General features: G+C 42.3%; 1 protein-coding gene. It reads left to right on the forward strand.

Annotation, left to right across the window (positions count from 1 at the left end; all coding sequences use genetic code 11):
• Positions 1 to 749, forward strand: a 749-nt coding sequence (locus F6K49_RS53080; RefSeq protein WP_293111191.1) for an ATP-binding cassette domain-containing protein, incomplete at its 5' end; no start/stop codon positions are given.
• Positions 750 to 1,003 lie beyond the last annotated feature (254 nt).

The following is a 1,003-nucleotide window of genomic DNA, read 5'->3' on the forward strand; positions in this document are numbered from 1 at the left end:
TTGAACTCAAACAGGTATCCCAGCAATTTGGCCAGTTTCGGGCATTGACTAACCTTAACCTCAAGATTTATCCTGGGGAACGAGTTGCCCTAGTGGGGGCGAGTGGTGCAGGTAAAAGTACCTTGATCCGCCTGCTCAATGGCATTTTACTCCCCAGTCAAGGAGAAGTCTGGGTCTTAGGTCGTAATCTAGCTAGAATCTCCCCGCGCCAATTGCGTCAGGTACAGCGTCGCCTTGGCACCGTTTACCAACAGTTCAATCTAGTCAATAACCTCCGGGTGATTCATAACGTTAATGCGGGTCATTTAGGACGCTGGTCATTGATGAAAGCTCTTGTTTCTTTATTGTTTCCCCAAGAGGTAGACACTGCTCTCAAGGCTTTAGCTCAGGTAGGAATTCCCGAAAAGCTTTATGCACCAACCGAGGAACTGTCTGGAGGACAGCAACAACGGGTTGCCTTAGCTAGAGTGCTGGTGCAAAATCCTGACGTGATTCTTGCTGATGAACCGATTTCTAACCTGGACAGGCAAATGAGTCGGGAAATTATGGATTTGCTAAAGGAGATAAGTGAAACCGGGGGAAAGACATTAGTAACTAGTCTGCATTCTATCGAATTCGCCTGCAGTCATTGCGATCGCTTGGTGGGATTGCAACGGGGAAAGATTGTCTTTGATGTTCCTCCAGGGGTTTTGTCTCAGAGCATGATCGACAAATTATATGCTACAGAGACTGATCTGATGAATGTATAGTTTAAAATTTTTAGGAACCTTTCCGTCTCAAATCCTATAGCACTTGGAGTAAATATTAAAACACATTAGAGGTCTATAAATCATCTTTAATCGACTCAACTGAATCAAACTAAACGTTCCAAAAATGATGAGTTAAACTTGACTTTAATCAACGATATTACCGTGACCAAAGTAGTTCTATTAATTTTATAAATTTTGACTACAGTAAAGCTAAGTTATTACATATTTACACTACAGATCGAAAAAACACACGT

It is taken from the genome of Moorena sp. SIO3I6 (genome assembly GCF_010672095.1).